The organism is Orientia tsutsugamushi str. Boryong (genome assembly GCF_000063545.1).
Lineage (GTDB): Bacteria > Pseudomonadota > Alphaproteobacteria > Rickettsiales > Rickettsiaceae > Orientia > Orientia tsutsugamushi_C.
Genome location: NC_009488.1, coordinates 1,327,618 through 1,341,356, shown reverse-complemented (window position 1 = coordinate 1,341,356; position 13,739 = coordinate 1,327,618). Strand labels below are relative to the sequence as shown.

10 protein-coding genes and 3 pseudogenes are annotated in these 13,739 nt (G+C 29.1%); 3 read left to right on the top strand and 10 right to left on the bottom strand.

The genetic code is table 11. From position 1 onward, the window contains the following. Positions 1-516: 516 nt before the first annotated feature. The 6 genes and pseudogenes from OTBS_RS06450 to OTBS_RS16710 form a co-directional block, all read right to left on the bottom strand. Positions 517-1,911: a hypothetical protein gene (locus OTBS_RS06450; protein ID WP_011944875.1), complete on the bottom strand. Its 1,395-nt coding sequence runs from the start codon at positions 1,909-1,911 to the stop codon at positions 517-519. Positions 1,912-2,246: 335 nt separating this feature from the next. Further along, positions 2,247-3,011, bottom strand: a pseudogene (locus OTBS_RS12610) (IS5 family transposase). Positions 3,012-4,144: 1,133 nt separating this feature from the next. Next, the gene (locus OTBS_RS16720) at positions 4,145-4,561 is read right to left on the bottom strand and encodes a transposase (RefSeq protein ID WP_232488957.1); all 417 of its coding nucleotides are present in this window, start codon (positions 4,559-4,561) and stop codon (positions 4,145-4,147) included. Positions 4,562-5,044: 483 nt separating this feature from the next. Beyond that, entirely contained in the window at positions 5,045-5,740 is a 696-nt protein-coding gene (locus tag OTBS_RS06435) for a hypothetical protein (protein ID WP_011944874.1), read from the bottom strand. A gap of 1,152 nt (positions 5,741-6,892) precedes the next feature. Continuing rightward, complete coding sequence (locus tag OTBS_RS16715) at positions 6,893-7,087, bottom strand: hypothetical protein (RefSeq protein ID WP_041621286.1); 195 nt, start codon at positions 7,085-7,087, stop codon at positions 6,893-6,895. A 22-nt stretch (positions 7,088-7,109) separates the two neighbouring features. Next, positions 7,110-7,292, bottom strand: coding sequence for a hypothetical protein (locus OTBS_RS16710; RefSeq protein ID WP_232488956.1), 183 nt, complete (start codon positions 7,290-7,292; stop codon positions 7,110-7,112). Between the two features lie 273 nt (positions 7,293-7,565). On the opposite strand from OTBS_RS16710, the gene OTBS_RS16705 reads away from it, so the two are divergent. Both OTBS_RS16705 and OTBS_RS16700 read left to right on the top strand, forming a co-directional pair. Then, positions 7,566-8,534: a hypothetical protein gene (locus OTBS_RS16705; protein ID WP_041621285.1), complete on the top strand. Its 969-nt coding sequence runs from the start codon at positions 7,566-7,568 to the stop codon at positions 8,532-8,534. A 282-nt stretch (positions 8,535-8,816) separates the two neighbouring features. Then, complete coding sequence (locus OTBS_RS16700) at positions 8,817-9,620, top strand: hypothetical protein (protein WP_232488955.1); 804 nt, start codon at positions 8,817-8,819, stop codon at positions 9,618-9,620. 402 nt (positions 9,621-10,022) lie between these two features. Here the strand turns inward: OTBS_RS16700 and OTBS_RS16695 are convergent. Further along, a pseudogene (locus tag OTBS_RS16695) lies at positions 10,023-10,133 on the bottom strand (DNA methyltransferase); the annotation flags it as partial. Between OTBS_RS16695 and OTBS_RS06415 the strand changes: the two are divergent. Further along, positions 10,125-10,456: pseudogene (locus OTBS_RS06415) on the top strand (hypothetical protein); the annotation flags it as partial. The pseudogenes OTBS_RS16695 and OTBS_RS06415 overlap by 9 nt on opposite strands. Positions 10,457-10,465: 9 nt before the next feature. On the opposite strand, the gene gatB reads toward OTBS_RS06415, so the two are convergent. The 3 genes from gatB to gatC are packed head-to-tail and all read right to left on the bottom strand — an operon-like array spanning position 10,466 to position 13,706. Beyond that, entirely contained in the window at positions 10,466-11,926 is a 1,461-nt protein-coding gene (gatB, locus tag OTBS_RS06410; RefSeq protein ID WP_011944873.1) for an Asp-tRNA(Asn)/Glu-tRNA(Gln) amidotransferase subunit GatB, read from the bottom strand. A 2-nt stretch (positions 11,927-11,928) separates the two neighbouring features. After that, positions 11,929-13,407: an Asp-tRNA(Asn)/Glu-tRNA(Gln) amidotransferase subunit GatA gene (gatA, locus tag OTBS_RS06405; RefSeq protein ID WP_011944872.1), complete on the bottom strand. Its 1,479-nt coding sequence runs from the start codon at positions 13,405-13,407 to the stop codon at positions 11,929-11,931. Continuing rightward, on the bottom strand, positions 13,407-13,706 hold the full coding sequence (gatC, locus tag OTBS_RS06400) for an Asp-tRNA(Asn)/Glu-tRNA(Gln) amidotransferase subunit GatC (RefSeq protein ID WP_011944871.1): 300 nt from the start codon (positions 13,704-13,706) through the stop codon (positions 13,407-13,409). The genes gatA and gatC overlap by 1 nt, the downstream gene beginning before the upstream one ends. Positions 13,707-13,739: the final 33 nt, after the last annotated feature.

Below are 13,739 nucleotides of genomic sequence, written 5' to 3'. Positions count from 1 at the left end.
AGTTGTATAGTCATCTACAATGAAGTTTGGCATAGAAAAAAGCGATAAAATAGTTAATAGAATCTGTTGGTTGTAAAGTTATTTTTCTGCTACCTTATTCTCTAGATTTAAATCCGATAGAAAAGTTTTGGGCTAATATGAAAACGTAAATTAGAAATCAAATTACTCAATTTGCTAAATCTTATGAATCTATTATCACTTTTTTCTATGCTCAAACCTCATTGTAAATGGCTATAAATGCCCAAATTACAAGCAAATCATTATATTAGAGACAGATTTGGATACACATTATATTATTCTAAAGTCCAAAGGTGGTAATAATAGAAACTCAAATTTGATGTTGTTACACATCAACTACAATAAGCAGATACATAATCTGATATTCAATGTTGAAGCTAGCTCTAAAAAACTTAGCCTTAAAGAGGCTTGAGCTGTATGATGTGACTATCATGTACTGTTCTTTTGGAGGAAAAGTGCTCTCATACTTACCTAGCAGCTTATTGAACTCTAGCTTTATTAAAGTGTTATTGTAGTATATTGTATATCATTTCCTATTGAAATTGAATCAACATCAAATGTGGTATTGTCATCATAATGACGTTCTAAAGTAACTTCATGTAGTAGTTGTTTCTCAGAATAATAATTGTCTTTCTTCTCATGCGTGGGTACATATCCACTTTGTCTAACTATAACTTCTTGATGATTACTACGCTCACACTTTTGTAACTTATAAGAATTACTTCTAAAGAGAAGCTTTTTAAATAATTTCGCATAGTCATAACTTTCATTATTGATACTACTATCATCATCACAAATATTATCTAGTTTTATAGTTTGTAACTTCTGCAGATCAATTTGTTTACTTGCTTTAACAGAGTCTGCTGCAGCCTTAAGTTCATAAAATTCTTTATGTGGAAGCTTATGCTGCAAAAGGTTGATAGAACTCTCGAATGAAAACATTTCTTGCAAGATGCTACTGTTACAACATTGATAATTAACAAAATCATTTATCTTTAATAATAACATTATCTCAGTAGAGATAATGTTATTATTAAAGACTTTAAGCTTAGTATTATCTCCATTATAAATTTTTAACAATTCTAATGTTGGGACTACCTTGTTACTATTAATAACGATATTTAGTGCATTTACCAATGTCTTATCAGTGTCAAATCTTAACTTACAACGTGTAATACATGGATCAAAATCAAAGTTAAGAGATGAAAAAACACTGAACATATCATCAAGCATTTTGGCTGCATATACATTACTTAAACTATACGTATTTGTAGCTTCCACTATATGCTGTAATATCCAGCAAACAATTATATTTTCTAATCTTATTATATCATTATGATGATTATTGAAATAAGTAATATACTTAATATGTTCATGACTATTTTGAATGAAAAACTTAAACAATTCAGGATCTTGATTTTCAATTGCATACTTAAGTCCTATATGCATAACTTGCATCTTACGTATAAAATCACTTAAATTATCATTTTTTGTTTGAAATGTAATCAAATGCTGTGCTTCAGCTATTTTATATTTTTTGACAAACTTTATTACTTCATTTCTAATATTTATTAGATCAGTTACATAATCTATAATTTTTATTACCAAATAATTACCATTATTACTTCCAACTATTTCATCAATTAAATCATTAATTTCTTTATCACTTAACTCAAATGTTTTATTTGGCTCATCAATACCAACATTAGTAATTAAATTATTAAGTAGCTCACTACTAGTATTATACTCACTATCCAATTTTATTTTATTAATATTAAGTATATCAATGATCTGTTTAATATACTGATCTGTAGTTAGAATATTATCATCAAGTATATCAGTATATTTCTCTATGTCCTTTAATTCATCTATTAAAGTGCTTATAACAAACATATATTTAACCTTCCTATTAACTAAAAAAATTAACTTAATTATAAACTAAAATCTTAAAAAAACAACTTTGAGTTGGTTTTGTATATTATGTTAGGAGTATAAAAATATATTTTCAGTTTTTTAAATCAGGTAATAGAAGAGATGTTAGCACTTCTTCCATTCTTAAATATAGAATCAGATGGTTTTGTTATCCAAGTTTCTATAGCGCAATTCATCAAAACGTAACGTATAGATTTCACATATTATGCTTTCCTGATAACTTCATATTATTGTCTATAGCTTGTGTTTACTATTATTGCTTTCAAAGATCTATAATAGACCTCTTTCGAAACTGGTTAAGGTAGTTCAAAATTATAAATGCCAGAGATCAAGTTAAATCTAAGACTGAATCTTTTACGTCTATTTCGATATTTGTCAGCAATAATTTTGAACCGTTTTAGCATACCAATAATGTTTTCATTCACAACTCATTCTCCTACTAATCTAGGATTATTCTTTTTATCATTTTTAGTTAAAGGATTTTTCTTGCTTTTTTTCTTTGATAATTCAGAATTATTGTGAATTTTTTGTATACCTTGATATCCTGTATCAGTAATCGCTTTAACCTTATGATGAATAAGAATTTTGGATTCCTTAAATAATCTAAAGTCATGCTTTTTACCGTTAGGAAAATCTGTACATATTACTTGGTATGTTTGCTTGTCTAACACTATTTGAGTTTTTAGTGTATACCATTTCTTCTTTCCTGAATAATAGAATTTTTGTTTTTTTGGGTCTTTCTATAGGAGTCTCAGTAGCATCAATCAAGACTACTTCATAATTCATATCACTCTTCATTAGAGCTTTACGACCTGGAAGAGCAAAGTTTTGGTGTTTAACTAGGGTATCTTCTACCCATTTTACAGCTTTATATGCTCAACTTTCACTAATCCCATAGTTCTGACCTATATGGAAATAAGTGTGGTATTCTCTAAGGTATTCTAAGACCATCAGCAACTGTTCATCCAAATTGAGCTATTTTTCACACATTTTGATTTCTTAAGACAATCAGCTTGCCTAAAAATATCCACCATCTTTGAGAATGTTCCCTTCCTTACCACTGTTAATCAACGAAATTTTTCATCCTTTAACTCTTTAATATGATCGAATTTCATTATTACCTTAAATCAGATCTTTATAACACTATTCTACATCATTCTCTAGTTTCGAAAGAAGTCTAATATAGCTAAGCTACTATAAAAACGCTAATTTAGGATAAGAGAAAATATGAAAGGTAATGAGTAAAAGGTATACAAGAGATAATGTATAATTATATATTATCTGTAGTTTCAATTAATAACCGTTTATTTATTGCTCATATTTTTACAAATATTCTTTCATAATACTATACTTAATAACCTGAACATTCACCATTATAACACTTGTATATTACATATTTCTAATTGTTTCTTATCCTAAAATTGCATTTACAAACATATGAGCAATAAATAAACGGTTATTAATTGAAACTATATTTAAAGATATTACATAATATCTCTTGTATACCTTTTTATTATACCTTTCATACTTTTTCTTATCCTAAACTGACGTTAAAACAGTTAGATTATATGCTTTTTGAAAGGCATATCTAAGTCATAGTGATAGCCAAACTATTATGACTGTTTTATAGTAGTATAGCTATATCAAATTTGGTAATCACAATATAATTTTACTTTTACATACAACTCTCTACTAATCCTCAATTTCAAGATGAAGCCTTTCAATCCACGTGATTTCATTAAGTTGTGTCTTACTTCCTTGTTCACAAAGTACCTTGCATATCCAAAACAACTGATAGAGTTACCAATCATAAAGTAATTTATCTATCATGTAATATCTGGTTAATAATATATATCTATCTATTGGTTGCAATATAAACTGGCTGAACATTTCTTTTGGTCTTTCCAGAAGTACAGTTTACGCTCTCATTCCCTGCGTCTTCTGAGAATCCAAATTTTACTTTGCTTAGTTTCTAATCATCTAAAATCAAGTATAAGAAAGCTAAATATTTCACCATTCTTTAAACATCAATTTAGGATAAGGAGTCAGGAGAAGAAGAAGAGATAAGACTGGGATTAAGTTTAGAGATAGAATAACTAGCAAGAGAAGCAATTATATGAACAAAGAAATTAAGAGGAGAACGGTGTCTAGTATGCTCTAAAAGCATATGTTTTTTTAGTACATTAAAGACAGACTAAATTAAAGAATGTTTATTTAATAACCGATTATCTTGTATGTCCAATAAATATGTTTTTATATCTTTACGAAGATTAGTAAATAAACGTAGACCATTGGTCAGCAGTTGATGAAATAACTCCTTAGATATGTAGGCTTTATCACTAAACGATTTACCAGATAAGCCCTTAGAAAAAACTGAAGATACAGATAGGTCGCTTTTATTGCCTTTAGTAATTTTAACTGACATTATTTCGCCTTTATTATTGATTATAATATGTAGCTTAAAGCATAAGAACCAGCCATAACTACTCTTAGCAATTTTAGAAATTCTGTTAAAAACTCTATTGCTGGAGGTGCGTTTATTATGACAAATTGCTAACTTTGTAGAATCGATGTAATATATACCAGTCTCTTCTCCTCTCAGATAATGCATTAATCTAGCGGTAGTAACATTCTAGGCCACAGTTGTATTATTCTACTATAACTTGGTAAACAAAAGTATCTTTTATACTTATGACTCAAGTAATATAGATAGTAATTTTTACAATCCTTGCATGGAGATACATAAAAATATATCGCTATTGTTAATAACTCACTAAGGGCAACTTCCCATCTCTGTTCCTTTGATTACTACTTGGTATTAATCTCTTTCTCTCCCACTCTTGATATATCTTGCAAAAATTGTCTATTAAATAGTATACTGTTATAATACATTTTTTTATGTTGGGTTATTCACTGTTTATTTAAATTTTTTTTATAACTCAACATTCTCTCTTTGTATACCTCTTATTCTCTACATTTCATCTTTCCACTTATCCTAATCTGGCGTTTATAACGCACTTAATATAGATAATAATTTTTAAAATCTTAGCTGTGTCTCACTCTTCGCTGATATTCTCATTATATCAAACTTGTGTTATATATCGCTCTCATAATAAGATAATTTTCCTTGTATAGTATGTTCTTCTTGAGCTTCCAAACCAGCATTCAAAGTATTACATACTTGAATGTTATCAACAGCTGGAATGATATTATCATTAGAGTCATTGCTAACTTGCTTAGTTGCTTCTTTTATATGAGATTTATCAAGGCAAGGCGTTTCTGATTCAACATCAGCATCACTTTTATTTGTAGTATTGCTGCTTCTATACTTTTTTTTAATCAAAAATGTTACTACTCCTAATGTTAATGTTAAAATAATTACAGTTGGTATACTTATCTTCCATAAATCACTATTATCTGTATTGTTGATTTGTTCAGCATCGTTATCTAGTACTCTGCCATCAATACAAACTTTGATTTCACCTGGGTTACATATATTTTCAAAAAAAATAGGTATATCTTTTTTAAATTGAATCCATAACTTCGAACTATATTCTATAATTTCACCTAGAAAGCTTGTTGCATTACTGCAGTCCAGTTCATTATAACTTCTTTTACATTCTCGATAAGAGTAAAAAGTTTTTTCTATGCTAATTTCTTTTGTAGTGCTAGTAAACACGCTATGACAAATGTTATTCATAGCTCTACCTTTATAAAAAATTTCATCAGTTTCTACGCAAAAATTCTGCTTTTCTATATTAGCTTCTGTAATATTTAAAAAGTCTTCCATAAAATAATTACCTTCTTTTATAATTAATGTATTTTATAAACTATAAACTTCTTGCAAGTATTACGATAAAATCAATGATTAGTAAATTATTTTTTAAGTTATAGACATAATAACTAAAAAAAATTAATATCTTTGCAATAGTTCTTGATTTTTAAACACTGAATTTATAATAAGAAAAAGTTATAAAGAGATAATATAATCATTTGCAATGAGGTTTAAGCATATCAAGAAGCGATAATATTTGTATCTCTCTGGCCAACAAAGCAAATGTTGCTATTTTCTTTGTCACATAAAGTAGAGTTGAATGAAAACGCAGTAGTTTAGTTATCTTCGTTTCCATCACCAACCACATCAAACTTAATGTATGGATTTCAAGTATTACACTTTCCTGATAACGTCATATCATTGCCTATAGCCTATCTGAAGTTATTGCTTTCAAAGATCTATAATATCGAATTTGGTAATCATTATATAATTCTATCTTCCCATATAACTTTCTTCTACTCCGCATTTTCCAGCAGAAGCCTTTTATTTGCTACATTTAATAATTTTCATTATCCTAATCTGGTGTTTTTAAACGCCAGTTTAGGATAAGAAAAAGCAGGGAAGGCATAATGTAAAAGGCCTATGAGAGATAATGTACAATTAAATTATGCGATATATTTAAATATAATTTCAATTAATAACAGTTTATTTATTGCTCATATTTCTACAAGTATTAGTTCATAATACTATACTTAATAACCTGAACATTGACCATTGTAACACTTGTATATATATCTCTTTCTAACTGTTTCTTATTCTAAATTTGCATTTGCAAACATTCGAGCAATAAATAAATGGCTATTAATTAAAACTATATTTAATATATCACATAATTATAATTGCACATTATCTCTTGTATACCTTTTGTATTATGCTTTCCCTGCTTTCTCTTATCCTAAACTGGCCTTTTTAAGTATCTCAGTTAGTCTTTTCCAATTTATCTTACGTTTTCTTCCAATTCTATTAAACCAGTTATATTGCCAGTGTAATTTGGTTGATAAATGAACTTACTCGTCTTTCGTTATCGGATATACCATGATAGTTGATTCATCACCTAATAACTCTAATGACTTATGATAATATCTGTGTTTTGTCTTGCTAATTTTACTAACCACGCAAATATTTTCTCAGTCCTTTCAGTTTTTCGGTAAAACGATCTCTCCTTGTGCTATATTTTAGTCTCAATGTTGCGTCAAATCTTGATTTGCACCAATAGCAAGTCAATCCAAGAAAATTATAGCTTATAATCTTCTTGCCTTGTTTGGCTAAATTTGCAGCATGGTCTCTACCAGATTTTATCATTTGTAATTTAGTTCATTGATATTTAGCACAACTTATTTAACCTTTTAGGCAAAACATCATAAAACCTTTTCACATCTGCTTTCCTTTCAAAGACAAATACCATATCGTCGCAATACCTCACCGTTCCTGTTTGTAACATTAGGTTTTCTTTACTGATTTTTGCAAACCAGCTATCTATAACATAATGCAGAGATACATTAGCCAAGATTAATGAAACAATTGAGCCTTGACGACAACCTTCTTTTTGTTAGTAACTATAGTACCATTTTCTATGATTGGTGTTCTATTCATATAGTTTAGCATACTTTTTATATCAAACTCTGATTATTATAGCCAACTTGAATTTATTAAGTTAGCTATTTGTTCATTTTTCCTGTTGCTTTATCATATTTTACAATTTTCTTAATTGATTTTAGCAATTTTTACAGTTATACATTTAATATAAAACTTTAAACATAAATTAAGAATTATCAAATATATGATATCAGATGAAATACGAAGAGATGCCTTTAGATATGTAGAAGCAGGTAATAAGGCAGCTCTTCTAAAATTAACAGCCTTGCATTCTGAATTAGTTGATATACGATCTCAAGCAAACAATGATACACTACTCATAAGAGCGTTTAAGTATCTAAGAGAGAACATCGTAGAAGACCTATTGATTCTTGGAGCTGATATCAGTGCTAAAGATAAGCATGGTATGCCTGCTACAATGTGGATTTATGCTACTGAACGTACTGATTTAACTACTAAGGAGTACGATAATACTGCATTACGTATATCAAAAAAATATCTTTCTCTAGAAAATGCTAAATCTTATTCAGATAAATACACTAATTTTCTACTAAACGGCGCCAAAGGTAAGTTTTCAGTACATTGTAATAATGACGGATATGATCATACTACTATACTAACAAAAATTATACAGAGAAATTTAGTACAGTCTGCAGAATGGTTTATTAAAAACTTTCAACTTAATAATCAAAATGAGATAGCTGAAAGCTTTATAGCAGGTACCATTAGAATGTCTAGCGGTAACTTAACTAGTACTGAAGTAAGAAATGTAGAATTGTTACTAGAAAAACATTTGAATCTAATAGATGAAAACTCAAAGTGTGCTAATAATTTAGCAGAGATGCTCTTTCAAGAAAAATTCTATACGAAATATTTTGCATATGAGCATTTTCGGCCTAACTTTAAAAATTTGCAAAGTAGTCAATCTATTGGACAGTATGGAAGTAGGGTTTACCATGATATTCATGTATTAGTTGCAAAGATACTAATAAAATTTGGAATTGATTTACAAAAATATGAATCATACGTTGAAAATTTAGCATCTATACATGATAGCCTTATTCTATTATTCTGCGAGAACATGAATCCAGAGGATTATAATTCGTACTTTAAAAACCTACCTAATAATGTTAAAGAGTTATTGAAGTCATAGCTTCCTCATAAGTATCTACGACCATTTTCTCCTTATACTACAATAGATTCATATGATGTATTTATTAATCGCAAAATGCATGGAAAATTACGCAGTGTAGTCATATTGGAATCCACTAAGAAAAAATATTACAGCTTACTAAAGTTAGTAGTATTATTTCTGCGATAAAACATGCTAAAGATTACGAAGATTTTCATATTTCACACGAAGATTTACCTATTACAATAGATGTAGTATTAAATAGAATAGATTATTTAAGGAAAAAAGATAATGCTCAAGAATTTGAAAAACAGGAAAATTGAAGCTTTAGCAAACTTTATTAGTAATAAAATTATCTTATCCGTTACAACTGATGAAGAAGCTATAGATGTATGCAATAGCTTCATAGAATATTTTATGAATAAATGTAACAGCATAACACGTTTTGAAGAGTTCTTGAATGAAAATATGCTAGAAGATAAAGCTAATAAGGCTCTTAAATCTATACTCTATCAAACAACAGAAGATAGTTTTAAAACAAAAGTTTCTAGCTTAGCAACTAAAATTGCAGAACTAACAGATGGAGTAGTGCTTCCATTGGACATTGATTTTTTAAGTTTAAATAATACTAATTCAAAAATAGTAAATATTGATTATGAAAAACAAAGCTTAATTAAAAATAACCTAAAATTGTTCAGTTGTCCAAATACATATCGTATTCCTAATGATGATAAATTAGAAGAATTATCATCAGACGAGTATCTGGGCCATAATATTACTGAGTATTATAAAAATCATCCAGAAGCATTTGAGCCAATGTCGATGTTGTTAGATATCGCTTATGATGAAGACAAGTTATCTAAGCAAGAGGAAGGATTAAGTAATGCATATGCAAATATGAAATCAAAAGCTGAAGAAATGCCATGGTTGGTAGATATTATCATTCGTTGTAAAGACAAAAAAGCTAAAGAGGAGAGTTTTAATAAATTAACGCAAGTAATGTTAGAATTAACACAGGCAAATCTAGTTATTCATGACTCTGTTAATTTATGTATGAAATTAAAAAAATGTTTAAATATTACTCCACTTGAGCTATTACTTAAATAATATCAAGATAAGTATGCTTTATTATTTGAAGAGTATGACAATGTGAGGGAGTTTTGTAATGAGGCAGTCATTATCGGTAATGTAGAAATGGAGCCAAGTAGTGTAGATTTATAAAAGACTTGTAAAATAACTTGACTTAGTTAAAAGGTATATTAAACTTATTAAATACAAAGTTTGATATAAGAAAGGTGTTGAAATATATGAAAGATAAGGATTATAGGATTTTTTGCTTTTATGGATAGTGTTAAACATTATTTTTTCTTGATAATGTGCTTTCTATTAAGTATAAAATCTTTACTAGAGTTAGCATAACAGTTATGCTTTTTTCTTTGTTGAATCTAGTAGTTTTTAATATGGATTTTTTATTCTTATCTTTTTTCTATTTTTTATATCGAACTCTGATTAATTATAGTTAGTAATTAGAAGTTCATTAACGAGACTTTGTTGTTCATTGATTGAGTATGTAACTCCAATATGAATGATAAAAAAGTCTTTGTATAAATCTTTAATAAAGGTGAAGATTTAATAATAAAAAGAGCGTATAAGGCATTAGATCAGTTTAATTGAAGCGAAGACGAACTAAAACCTATGAACAAGAGTTAAAGTGTATATGGGATAATAAAGCAGTTGAAGATTATAAACTCGAACGAGCTAAAGCTGAAGGCATAAAACTCGGTGAGGCTAAAGGTAAAGCCGAAGCAAAAAAAGATTTTGCAATAAAATTACTGAAATCTGAATTATCAGTTGAGGTAATTGCTGAATATATGGATAAGAGATTGTATAAAAAATCAAAACAAATAAACTGTTTTATTGATGTTAGACTTTTATTAGATTAGAAAACAAATTTAAATTTGAAATTGTTTTAATTTTGTATGCAATATTTCATTGATAAGCTCAGGATTTGCATTACCAGCAGTTTTCTTCATTACTTGGCCAACAAAAAATCCAAATAATCTGTCTTTACCATTTCTATAGGAAACAACAGACTGATAATTATCCTTAAGTACATCATCAATAATATCAGCAATTTGATTAGGATCTGAAATTTGCTGTATATTTTTTTCTTGCATAATTATCTTTGGACTCTTTCCACTATCAAACATTTCTTTTAAGACTGTTTTTGCAATTTTGCTAGATATTGCTTTGGAACTAATCAACTGTATTAATTCAGAAAAGTGATTAGCAGTAATTTTACATTCGTTAATAGTAATACCATCTTTATTCATTAATCCAAATAACTCACTTAATATCCAGTTAGCAGTTAATATAGGATTTGCAGTTTTAATAACTTCTTCAAAAAAGCAGGAAATATCCTTATCAGCTGCTAAAACTTGAGCATTATAATCACTAAGCTTGATTTCATTAACATATCTTGTAATTTTAGCATCTGGTAATTCGGGTAAACTACTAGCAATATTGTCAATTAATGACTGATCTAATATTATTGGAGGTAGGTCTGGATCAGGAAAATATCTATAATCGGTAGCATTCTCTTTAGATCTCATTGGAAATGTTTTGCCTAGTGTAGCATCAAATAGAAGACTTTCCTGTTTAACTGTACCACCAGATTCTAATATATTGACCTGCCTTTGACCTTCAAATTCTAGTGCTCTAACAATTGATTTAATTGAATTAAGGTTCTTAATTTCACATTTAGTTCCTAATTCACTATTTGGCTTTCTTACTGATATATTAGCATCACATCTTAGAGCCCCTTTTTCCATATCACCATTACAACTATCTAAATATCTCAATATTGCTCTAAGTTTTTTGATATATTCGGCTGCTTGCATAGGAGAAGAAATATCAGGTTCAGAAACTATCTCCATTAATGCTATACCACTTCGATTAAGATCTATATAGCTATAAGTGTCCGATTGATCGTGGGTACTTTTTCCTGTATCTTGTTCTATATGCAACCTATTAATCTGAATGCACTTAATATTACCATTTTCATCTAATATTTCTATCCAACCGCCTTGAGCAATTGGATGATAAAATTGCGAAATTTGATAACCTGCTGGTAAATCAGCATAAAAGTAGTTTTTACGGTCAAAAATAGATAATTTATTTATTTTCGCATTAATTCCTAGAGCAGTTTTTATAGCTTGATGCACACAAAATTCATTTAATACTGGTAAAGATCCTGGCATAGCTGCATCTAACAATTCGACCTGTGAGTTTGGAGAACTTCCAAATTCAGTTGAAGCACTAGAAAATAACTTAGCATTGGATTTTATTTGAGCATGAATTTCAAGTCCTATAACATATTCCCATTTTTCAGTTTTGCCTTCTATAAATGTCATATTTAAAAACCTTTTGGAATAAATTTGAGATTGAGTGCTTTTTCAATAGCTGATGATATTTTAATAATATTATACTCATCTAAGCGAGAACCAATAACTTGCATACCTAATGGCAACTTGTTAGCTGAAAACCCAGCTGGTATTGAAATGCATGGCAACCCAGCTAAACTTGCTGGTATTGTCAATATATCATTTAAATACATAGTAACTGGATCATCTTGATTAGAGTTAAGTGGAAAAGCTGCAGTAGGCGCAGATGGAATTAATATACAATCTACTTTATTAAAACTATTTGTGAAGTCATTCACTATTAATCGTCTTACTTGTTGAGCTTTAATATAATACGAATTGATATTTGTTGATGCAAGTGCATATGTACCCATCATAATTCTTCTTTTAACTTCAGCTCCAAATCCTTCTGATCTGGAAAGTTCATAAATTTCATTAATATTTGAATCTTTTCCCTCTACCCTTAACCCATATCTTACTCCATCATATCTTGCTAAATTTGATGAAGCTTCAGCAGAAGAAAGCACATAATATACTGGTAATGCATAATTAATATATGGCAAGCCAATAGATACAATTTCTACACCATGATCTTTTAACAAATTTATAGTGTTTTGCCACATTGTTATAATTTCACTACTTAAGCTCCTATTTTCCATTAAATCATAAGGTATACCTATTTTCATACCTTTAATAGGTTGATTAACAGCTGATCTTAGGTTAGGAACTTCTGCATTTAAGCTTGTCGAGTCCTTCTCATCATATCCCATCATGATTTCTAGCATAATTGCTGCATCTTCAACTGTACGAGTAATTACTCCAGGTTGATCCAGCGAGCATGAAAATGCAATCATACCCCATCTTGAGCATCGTCCATAACTTGGCTTTATACCAACAGTTCCAGTATAAGATGCTGGTTGCCTAACAGATCCTCCAGTATCACTACCTAATGCTGCCATTGCCATAAATGCTGCAACGGCAGCTGAAGATCCACCTGAAGATCCACCAGGAGTCAAATCTACATCATCACTTTCAGCCTTCCAGGGATTAATTACATTACCAAAATAACTATTAATGTTTGCTGATCCCATAGCAAATTCATCCATATTACCTTTTCCTAGCATAATGCCGCCAGCATTAATGATTTTACTATATGCAGTAGCATCGTAAACAGGAGTAAAGTTTTGTAGCATCTTTGATGCAGCAGTAGTTAATATTCCTTTAGTACAGAAAAGATCCTTAATAGAAACTGGAATACCTTCAATTGGCCGAGCTTGATTATTTTGAATTAAAAAATCAGATTTTTTAGCTGCCTGTAAAGCAAGTTCTGGTATCTCAGTAATATAAGAATTAATATACCTATACTTATCCATTTGGTTGATATGCGCAGTTACTAGATCAGTAGCAGTAAACTCTTTATTTTTTAGCCCACTAACTGCTTGAGAAATTGTTAATTTTACTAGATTGTTCATTATTCTATTATCTTTGGTACAACAAAATATTTTGTGTTTTTAGCTATAGTTGCTGATGACTGTGGTACATTAGATAATAACTGATCCACTGTAATATTCTGCTCAACTTGATCTTTTCGCATTCTGTTATTTTCTTCAAAGTGCCTCATAGGGGGGACACCCGTACAATCAATTTTTTCCAGCTTGTTCATCATTTCCACTATACTGGATAGTTGGTTAACCATATGATTTAGTTCTTGGTTATTAAACCTCAACTTGCAGTAACTAGCAATTAATTGTACTTCATTTATAGATATCATAATTCACTAATTGTACTATGGAATAATGGTAAT

Bases quoted from the DNA above. Each gene is read 5' to 3' on its own strand.
- gatC (WP_011944871.1), bottom strand. From the start codon at position 13,706: ATGATATCTATAAATGAAGTACAATTAATTGCTAGTTACTGCAAGTTG.
- OTBS_RS16720 (WP_232488957.1), bottom strand. From the start codon at position 4,561: ATGCATTATCTGAGAGGAGAAGAGACTGGTATATATTACATCGATTCT.
- OTBS_RS16705 (WP_041621285.1), top strand. From the start codon at position 7,566: ATGATATCAGATGAAATACGAAGAGATGCCTTTAGATATGTAGAAGCA.
- OTBS_RS16715 (WP_041621286.1), bottom strand. From the start codon at position 7,087: ATGATAAAATCTGGTAGAGACCATGCTGCAAATTTAGCCAAACAAGGC.
- OTBS_RS06450 (WP_011944875.1), bottom strand. From the start codon at position 1,911: ATGTTTGTTATAAGCACTTTAATAGATGAATTAAAGGACATAGAGAAA.
- gatB (WP_011944873.1), bottom strand. From the start codon at position 11,926: ATGACATTTATAGAAGGCAAAACTGAAAAATGGGAATATGTTATAGGA.
- OTBS_RS06435 (WP_011944874.1), bottom strand. From the start codon at position 5,740: ATGGAAGACTTTTTAAATATTACAGAAGCTAATATAGAAAAGCAGAAT.
- gatA (WP_011944872.1), bottom strand. From the start codon at position 13,407: ATGAACAATCTAGTAAAATTAACAATTTCTCAAGCAGTTAGTGGGCTA.